Below are 8,320 nucleotides of genomic sequence, written 5' to 3'. Positions count from 1 at the left end.
CACGGCACCAACGACGACGCCTCCATCGGCACCGAGCTCAGCCACGGCTGCATCCGCATGCACAACGCCGACATCCAGCAACTCGTCCCCGTCCTGCCCCTCCAGGTGCCCGTCACCATCGTCTGAACCCCCCGCAAGGTGCGTCAGGCGAGCGTCGGGAGCCACTCCTGGACGGCGGCCACGATGGCGTCGTCCTTGCCCTTGAGGTCGTGGCGGCCGCCCTCCAGCCACACCGTGCTGACGGGGCCGGGGATGAGCGCCAGCGCCTCGGCGAACTCGTCCGGTGTGCCGAAGGGGTCCTTCGTGCCGGAGATGAACAGGCACGGCAGGTCCAGCGCCGGCAGGTGCTCGGTGCGCAGCTTCTCGGGCTTGCCCGGTGGGTGCAGCGGATAGGAGATGAGGACGAGGCCGACGGCGGGCATCCCCTCGGCCACCGCCATCGAGCAGATGCGACCACCCATCGAACGACCGCCGAACACCAGGCCGGCGGCGTCGACCCCGAGGTCTCCGGCCACCACGCCGGCCTCCTCCTGCACGAAGGCCACCAGCTTCGGTGCCCGGTCCGGCGCCTTGCGCCCCTCACGCCGGTAGGGGAAGTCGACGCGCGCCACCGGGAGGAGACCCGCGTAGCCGTCGTAAAAGGAAACACGATTGAGGAATTCGACTTTGAGTCGGCTGAACATAAGCAACTCAAGGGAAATATCTATCTAGCCAAGGTCACCAGGGTCGAACCGTCGCTGCAAGCGGCATTTGTCGACTATGGCGGCAACCGGCACGGTTTCCTCGCTTTCAGCGAAATCCACCCCGACTATTATCAGATCCCGAAAGAAGACCGTGAACGCCTGCTCGCGGAAGAGGCCGCTGCCGCTGCCGAAGAGGCTGCTCTTCGTGAACAGGAAGAGGCTGAAGAAGACGAGCCCTCGGACATCATGCGTTCCGATGCGCACGACGAAGAAGACCCCGATTTCATCGAGGTTGAAAGCGACGACCGCATCGACACTATCGACATCACTGAGGGCGAAGAGCCAGACCTTGAAGCCAATGGCGAAGAGAATGGTGAAAACGCACCCGACGCTTCAACCGATGAAGACGGTCGCCGGGATCAGCGTGGCCGTCGTCGCCGTGGACGCGGTGGTCGCGGTAGCGCGCCCAAGGCCAGTGACGAAGCACGCGCCAAGCGCCTGAACTTGCGTCGTCGTTACAAAATTCAGGACGTTATTCACCGGCGCCAGGTGCTGCTGGTGCAAGTCGTGAAAGAAGAACGTGGCAATAAGGGCGCTGCCCTGACCACCTATCTCAGCCTCGCTGGCCGCTATTGCGTCCTCATGCCCAACACCAGCCATGGCGGCGGCATAAGCCGGAAAATTTCGAGCGCATCGGATCGTAAACGGCTGAAATCGATCATTTCCGATTTGAAGCTGCCTGCGACCATGGGCTGCATCATCCGCACTGCCGGCCTTGCGCGCACAAAGCCCGAAATCAAACGCGACTTTGATTACCTGGCTCGCCTGTGGGACGAAATTCGCGAGCGCACATTGAAGGGCGCAGCGCCAATGCTGATCCATTCGGACAGCGACCTCGTCAAGCGCGCGATCCGCGATATTTACAATAAAGATATAGACGATGTGCTCGTCGAAGGCGCGGATGGCTACAAGGCAGCGAAAGACTTTATGAAGCTGTTGATGCCGAGCCACGCCAAGCGGGTGCAGCATTATGCCGACCCGGTTTCGCTCTTCCAGCGCTATGGCGTGGAGGATCAGCTAAACGCGATGTACAATCCGGTCGTGCAGCTGAAATCAGGCGGCTATATCGTCATCAACCCGACCGAAGCACTGGTTTCGATCGACATCAACTCAGGCCGCTCGACCAAGGAACATGGTATCGAGCAGACGGCGCTAGCCACCAATCTTGAAGCCGCGCGAGAGATCGCGCGCCAGTTGCGCTTGCGCGATATGGCTGGTCTGGTTGTCATCGACTTTATCGACATGGATCACCATTCCAACGCCCGCAAGGTTGAGCGGGCAATGAAGGAAGCGCTGAAAAACGACCGGGCGCGCATCCAGGTTGGTCGTATCTCCAGCTTTGGCCTGATGGAAATGAGCCGCCAGCGTTTGCGCACCGGCGTGCTTGAAGCCTCCACCCGTGTCTGCCCCCATTGCGAAGGCACCGGACTGGTCCGCACGGCTTCTTCCTCTGCTCTGTCGGCACTCCGTCTGATCGAAGAAGAATCGGCTCGTGGCCATGGCAGCCAGATTTCGTTGCAGGCCAGCCAGGAGGCGACGATCTATATCCTCAACAACAAGCGGGCTGAGCTTGCCGAGATTGAGGATCGCTATCATGTCCGCGTCGAAGTACTTCCCAATGGCGAGGTGGAAGGCGCAAAAATGGTTGTGACCGCCAGCGGTCCACGCCCTGAACGCCCGGCCATCCCGGCACCGATTGTCGATTTTGACGACGATGATGACGATATCGAAGAAATCGAGGACGAAGTCGAAACCGACGAAGTCGAGGAACGATCAGAAGAAAACAGCCGTGAAGACCGCAATGGCAAGCGCAAACGCCGCCGCCGTGGACGCCGCGGTGGACGCAATCGGGAACGCGACGAACAATCTGCCTCGGCCGAAGAAGGTGTCGAGGGTGATGTTCCTGAGCCTACCGAAAACAACAGTGATGAAGAAGCGGCTGAAACCGAACCTGCACGCAAACCTCGCCGTTCGCGCGGTGGTCGCCGGAAAGCTTCGGTTGATTCAGAAGCAACTGCTGAAGAAGTCTCGACCGACGAGGCGCCTGTCGAGGTAGCCCAGCCTGTCGAGCCAAAGGCTCCGGCGAAACCCAAGCGGGCTAGCCGAAAGGCGAAAACTGCAGAGGTTGCCGAGGTTGCGGCAGAAGCGGAAACTGCTGCCGCAGAGCCTGAAGTTGCGGCAAAACCCAAAGTCCGTCGCGCGCCAAAAGCGAAAGCCAAAGCCGAGGCCGAAAAGGTAACTGCAGCAACAGACGAAGCAGCCCCTGCTCCAGCCAAAAAACCACGCCGCACCAGCAAGAAAGCGGACGCCGAACCCAAGGTCGAAACTTCTGCCGACGGGGAATCGGACGAATCCGGTGACGGACCGCGCCGCGGATGGTGGCAGCGTACTTTTGGCTGATTTGCCCTGCCCGGTCCGATTTTACGTTGCATGCGTTTATCGGGCCGGCGCGGTTTCGGCTTCATCCGCCATTCATCGCCACACGTGCAAATCGTGAACATGTTTGAGGGCGAACGGGTGTTTCGTGTATTTTCGAAACTGTTTGCGGCAATCGCCGCGACGGCATTGTGCCTGCAACCGGCCCACGCCCAGTCGGTATTGCGCGATGCCGAAACCGAAGCATTTTTCGATGAAATCTCTGAACCACTGATCCGCGCAGCTGGACTAAATCCAGCCAATGTCGATGTCGTGCTCATCAACGACAAATCGATCAACGCATTTGTTGCGGGTGGGCAGACGGTGTACCTGCATAGTGGCCTTATCCACGCTGCGACCACGGCTAATGAAGTTCAGGGCGTTATCGCGCATGAACTAGGCCATATCGAAGGCGGCCATGTCATTCGCTATAGCGAGGGCATGGAAAAGGCCGGCAATATTTCCATCGCCAGCCTAATTCTGGCGGCGGCCGCGATAGCCGCCGGCGCTGGAGAGGCCGGCATGGGAATCATGGCAGCTGGCCAGCAGGCAGCCTTGGGCAAATTCCTGGCATTCAGCCGCGTGCAAGAGAGCGTCGCCGATTCGTCGGGGGCCCGTTATCTCTCGGCGGCAGGCATAACGGGTCGCGGCTCAATCAACTTTTTCAAGAAGTTGCAGAATTACGAGTTTCGCCTCGGTATCCCGCAAGTCGACAGCTATGATCGCACCCACCCTTTGTCGGGCGAGCGCATCACAGTATTGGAAGATACGTATAAAGCTGATCCTGCCTGGAATGCACCGCTGAACCCCAAGTGGGAAGCCGAATTCAAGCGCGTGAAGGCAAAACTTCAAGGCTATATAGCGGATCCAAACACAACACTTCGCGACTATCCTGAGACTGACAAGAGCGTGCCAGCGCTCTACGCCAGGGCCTATGCATGGCACAAAGCGGCCTATCCGGAAAAGGCCCTCTCCGAGGCGAACAACCTCATAGCCAAAAACCCCAGCGACCCCTACTTCCTCGAATTGCAGGGTCAGATTCTGCTCGAATCTGGAAAACCCAATGAGGCCCTGACTTCGCTGCGCAAGGCCGTAGACTTGACCGGAAATCAGCCGCTTATCGCCGCTGTGTTCGGTCATGCCCTTATCGCGACCGAGAACAAGGACAATTTGGCCGAGGCGGAACGTGTCCTGAAGGCTGCTGTCTCCAAGGATAACAACAACCCCTTCGCCTGGTATCAGCTGGGTGTCGTCTATCAGGCGCTGGGCGATGAACCCCGAGCAGCCTTGGCCAGTGCGGAACGCTATCTGATGGAAGGCGCCCCGCAACTCGCCTTGCCCAATGCCGCAACAGCGATGGCGGGCCTTGCCGAATATTCACACGACTGGATCCGGGCACAGGATGTAAAGCTGGTCGCGGAGGCGCAGGTACAGAAGATGGAAAAGCGCAGGCGTTGATTTCGGTTAATCCGCTGGTCTGACATCCGCAAAGTAGCTAGGTATTTGATTATGGACCAGCAACAGACCACCCACCGCCTTCCTCTGATCTTTGCTTTACTGGGGGCGGCTCTTTTGATCGCTGCTGGCATCTACTTCTTCACCAGCAAGGAAGAAATGATCCGCGGGGACACGATCGCTTACGCAAAGGCCGATGCAGATCGCGCCATTTCTGCCGCAGGGATCAACGACAAGGAACGCGCAGCAACCGAAGCTATTGTGCGCGCTTACATCCTCGAAAACCCCGAGATTATAACCGAGGCCGTCGAAATCCTGCAAAAACGCGAATTGACCAAAAGGATGGACGCAGCCGGCAGTGCAATAACCCAACCTTTCCCGGGCGCGGTCGGTGGCAATCCAAACGGTACGATTACAGTCGTTGAATTTACCGACTATAATTGCGGATTCTGCCGCTCAAGCGTTCCCGATCTGAATCGCCTTATGGGCAGCGAAAAGGACGTGAAGATAGTCTATCGGGAATTACCAATCCTCGCCGCCAGCAGCCGCGATGCCGCACGCTGGGCGCTGGCCGCAGCCAAACAGGGCAAGCATAAGGCATTCCACGACGCGATGTTTGCGGCGGGCCCAGCCAACGAACAGTCGATCACCGCTGCTGCCCGTCGAGCTGGCCTGAACATGGATCAGGCTGCAAAGGACGCTGCTTCTCCAGAGGTGAAGGCCGAAATTGAACGCAACTTGGCTATGATGCAGCAGATCGGCTTCAACGGCACGCCAACCTTCATCATCGGCGACCAGATTCTCGAAGGCGCTCTGGGATATGAAGCGTTGAAGGCTGCGGTCGAAAAGGCTCGCAAGAAAGGCTAATTAGCCTTTCTTCCCCTGCGCCACCACATACCATTCGACCGAGCCTTTGCGGCTTGCTGGGGGTTTGGCGTGCTTTACCGTCGTGAAATTCGATTTGAGTAACGCCAGAAGTTCAGGATCAGTGCCGCCCGCAAAAACCTTGGCGACAAAATCGCCGCCTGGCTGCAGCACTTCAACGGCAAAATGCGCGGCAGCCTCCACCAGCCCCATGGTACGTAAATGGTCGGTCTGCTTATGGCCGACGGTGTTCGCCGCCATATCGGATATGATCAGGTCAGGCGCCTGCCCAAGAGCCTCTACGAGCAATTCGGGCGCGCGATCATCCATGAAATCCATTTCGAAAAGCGTGACGCCCTCGATCGGATCAACTGGCAGCAAGTCTATTCCTGATACCTTTGCCTTTGGGAGTCGGCGACGGACAACCTGCGCCCAACCACCCGGTGCAATACCCAGATCGACAACCGCCTTCTTGCCTCTCAGAAAACCGAATTTCTCATCGAGTTCGATCAGCTTATAGGCCGCCCGGCTGCGATAGCCTTCGGACTGTGCCCGTTTGACATAAGGATCGTTGAGCTGACGCTCGAGCCAGCGCGCCGATTGCGGACTGCGCCGTTTTGCAGTCTTTACCCGCTCTTTGCCCGTCGTGCTACGGCCCGAACGGTTCCCGCCAAATGTGAATTTTGTCACCGTCTACCGCCGTTTCCGTCGACGAGCGTCGCTGGCCATCAATGCCCGCAATATTCCTTCACGAATGCCGCGATCAGCAACTCCGAGACGTTCTCCCGGCCAGATGTCGAAAATTGTCTCCAATATCGCACATCCAGCTACCACCAAATCAGCCCGCTCATGTCCGATGGTCGGGAATTCAGCTCGGCCTTTGGGTGGGCGGGCAGCTAGTGTCTGGCTAATCTCGCGCATGGCTGAGGTCGGCAAATGCAACCCGTCGATCTGCCGCCGGTCATAGCTGGGCAGGTTCAGATAAACGCTCGCCAGCGTCGTGACCGTGCCCGAGGTGCCCATCAAGCGGTGATCGCCCTGTCCCACGGGCAGACGCGAGGCGAATTCGGCAAAACTCTCCCGAACCTTGGCTCGCATCGCTTCATAGGTTTCTCGCAGCGACTCCGCATCATCTCCTCTATGCGCTTCGCTTTCGGTGAGTGAAACCACGCCCCAAGGGACGCTAGCCCAATCAAGAATCTCAGGCGTCACGCCATCCGTAGAAACCAGCACCAGTTCGGTCGAACCACCACCAATGTCGAAGATCATCGCTGGCCCTTCGCCTTCTTCCAGCAAGGCGTGGCACCCCATGACTGCAAGGCGCGCTTCTTCCTTCGGGCTTATAACGTCGAGGACGATGCCTGTTTCGCGCTTCACACGCTCGATGAATTCAACACCATTAAGTGCCTGACGACAGGCTTCAGTCGCAACAGATCGCGCCAGCACAACATTGCGGCGCTTCAGTTTGTCAGCGCAAACTGACAGCGCCTCAATCGCACGGTCCATCGCCGCTTCGCTCATCTTGCCCGTCGAATTCAGCCCTTCGCCCAAGCGCACTACGCGGGAAAAAGCGTCAACCACGGTAAAGCCGTCATTCGCCGCACGGGCGATCAACAGGCGACAATTGTTGGTTCCCAAATCGAGTGCGGCATAGGCAGTTTTACCCAGCCAGCCCCCACGATTGGACGCATCACCAAAACGGTTTTCCTTTGGAAACTCAGGGTCTGCCTTCGCGTTCGATTCACGCGAGGCTCCTCCTGTTGCCGCATCGGCGGATTTACGACGGTTTGGCCCCTTTTTACGGGCGCCTTTGCCCTTTCCGCCTTTTTGCGGCGATGGTGCGATCTGCTCGCCCATGGCCGATTCTTCTCTTATCTTTTATCCGATAGCGGGAAATACCGCCCGGTACTTGAGGTCGGAAGTACCGCGAACAGATTAATTTTTCAAGAGAATTGGCTGAATGAACCGAAAAGCGGCGTCCAGCCGATTGACAGCCAGCCACCGCCAGCCTAATGGCGCTCCCCACATTCCCCGGTCGTCTAACGGTAAGTTATCGAGCGACCTATATTTTCCAATAACATAGCTTCCCGAATCGACGCGACTTTGCGTTTAATTCTGCATTTCGTCGCACGGTGCAGGATCCCTGAAACAGTTGCGGCGGCGCAGCCTGTTTGGGGTGCTGCGCCGCCGCTATCAGGGGGCATCCTCTTTGTGCCTCAACAGGCAGGAAAGAGCATGGATTTCAGTTCAACCAGACCAGGATCACCGCCTTTCATTTCGGCGCGGGCGATTGGGTGCCGCGCGTTCACCCATAGCCTTGGCTATTTCCAGAATTGCCACCATGGCCGCTTGGCCTTGGCCGCCGCCTCGCGGTGCAGCCGGTGGCACTCGTCATTCAATCGGCGCGCACCCGCCTTGTCATTGTTGGACTTGTCCAGCTGGCCGGTCTGCGCAAGGCCCCATGTGAAGCCGCTCGACGCCACGTCGCTTTCAGGGAGCGCCGCTGGGGGTGTAGGGTCCAACAGGCCGCTGGCATTCACCAGCCTGTCGCAGTCGGGCACATTCTGCGCTATTGTAATATGACTGCAGCTGGCAAGCGGAACACTTAGCAGCATTGCGGATAGCAGGGTTAATGGCGTCCTGCGCGCCCTCTGCGGCTTGTACAGCATCGATTCCTCCTTTTACCGTCTCATCGGTCGCCCGATCCTCGTTTCGGCGCTGTGCGGCTGTTTCCAGCCCGATAACGCCCGCTTCGATTCCTGCCTCGGCGGTTGCCTTGTTCAACCGCGCTTCGCCCTCGGCCTCTTTCCATTCCTGGCAGCTGCGCAAAGCAAGGCCGGGAA

The 8,320-nt window shown here is 58.6% G+C and carries 9 protein-coding genes; 5 read left to right on the top strand and 4 right to left on the bottom strand.

Translation table 11 applies throughout. From position 1 onward, the window contains the following. Positions 1–126, top strand: a 126-nt coding sequence (locus Q0239_RS18140; RefSeq protein WP_367276057.1) for a L,D-transpeptidase, incomplete at its 5' end; no start/stop codon positions are given. Between the two features lie 17 nt (positions 127–143). On the opposite strand, the gene Q0239_RS01060 is transcribed toward Q0239_RS18140, so the two are convergent. Further along, complete coding sequence (locus tag Q0239_RS01060) at positions 144–683, bottom strand: alpha/beta family hydrolase (RefSeq protein WP_298597036.1); 540 nt, start codon at positions 681–683, stop codon at positions 144–146. Here Q0239_RS01060 and Q0239_RS01055 point away from each other — a divergent pair. From Q0239_RS01055 to Q0239_RS01045, 3 genes are all read left to right on the top strand, one after another. Beyond that, a complete protein-coding gene (locus Q0239_RS01055) occupies positions 651–3,143 on the top strand; it encodes an Rne/Rng family ribonuclease (protein ID WP_298597033.1) in 2,493 nt (830 codons plus the stop codon). The genes Q0239_RS01060 and Q0239_RS01055 overlap by 33 nt on opposite strands. A 99-nt stretch (positions 3,144–3,242) precedes the next feature. Continuing rightward, complete coding sequence (locus Q0239_RS01050; protein WP_298597031.1) at positions 3,243–4,616, top strand: M48 family metalloprotease; 1,374 nt, start codon at positions 3,243–3,245, stop codon at positions 4,614–4,616. 51 nt (positions 4,617–4,667) lie between these two features. After that, positions 4,668–5,480, top strand: a complete 813-nt coding sequence (locus tag Q0239_RS01045) for a DsbA family protein (RefSeq protein ID WP_298597028.1) — start codon at positions 4,668–4,670, stop codon at positions 5,478–5,480. Here the strand turns inward: Q0239_RS01045 and Q0239_RS01040 are convergent, their stop codons facing one another. The 3 genes from Q0239_RS01040 to Q0239_RS01030 form a co-directional block, all read right to left on the bottom strand. Next, positions 5,481–6,167: an RlmE family RNA methyltransferase gene (locus Q0239_RS01040; protein ID WP_298597025.1), complete on the bottom strand. Its 687-nt coding sequence runs from the start codon at positions 6,165–6,167 to the stop codon at positions 5,481–5,483. It lies immediately after the preceding gene. A 3-nt stretch (positions 6,168–6,170) separates the two neighbouring features. Beyond that, positions 6,171–7,334 (bottom strand): Ppx/GppA phosphatase family protein, encoded by a 1,164-nt coding sequence (locus Q0239_RS01035; protein ID WP_298597022.1) that lies wholly within the window; start codon positions 7,332–7,334, stop codon positions 6,171–6,173. 464 nt (positions 7,335–7,798) lie between these two features. After that, positions 7,799–8,038: a hypothetical protein gene (locus tag Q0239_RS01030; RefSeq protein ID WP_298597019.1), complete on the bottom strand. Its 240-nt coding sequence runs from the start codon at positions 8,036–8,038 to the stop codon at positions 7,799–7,801. Positions 8,039–8,135: 97 nt separating this feature from the next. Between Q0239_RS01030 and Q0239_RS01025 the strand changes: the two genes are divergently transcribed. After that, positions 8,136–8,320 (top strand): hypothetical protein (locus tag Q0239_RS01025; RefSeq protein WP_298597016.1); only part of this gene is annotated, 185 nt, incomplete at its 3' end.

The organism is uncultured Sphingorhabdus sp. (assembly GCF_937872355.1).
Taxonomy (GTDB): domain Bacteria; phylum Pseudomonadota; class Alphaproteobacteria; order Sphingomonadales; family Sphingomonadaceae; genus Sphingorhabdus_B.
This window is presented reverse-complemented; position numbering and strand designations above follow the sequence as displayed.

Bases quoted from the DNA above. Each gene is read 5' to 3' on its own strand.
- Q0239_RS01060 (WP_298597036.1), bottom strand. From the start codon at position 683: ATGTTCAGCCGACTCAAAGTCGAATTCCTCAATCGTGTTTCCTTTTAC.
- Q0239_RS01045 (WP_298597028.1), top strand. From the start codon at position 4,668: ATGGACCAGCAACAGACCACCCACCGCCTTCCTCTGATCTTTGCTTTA.
- Q0239_RS01035 (WP_298597022.1), bottom strand. From the start codon at position 7,334: ATGGGCGAGCAGATCGCACCATCGCCGCAAAAAGGCGGAAAGGGCAAA.
- Q0239_RS01050 (WP_298597031.1), top strand. From the start codon at position 3,243: ATGTTTGAGGGCGAACGGGTGTTTCGTGTATTTTCGAAACTGTTTGCG.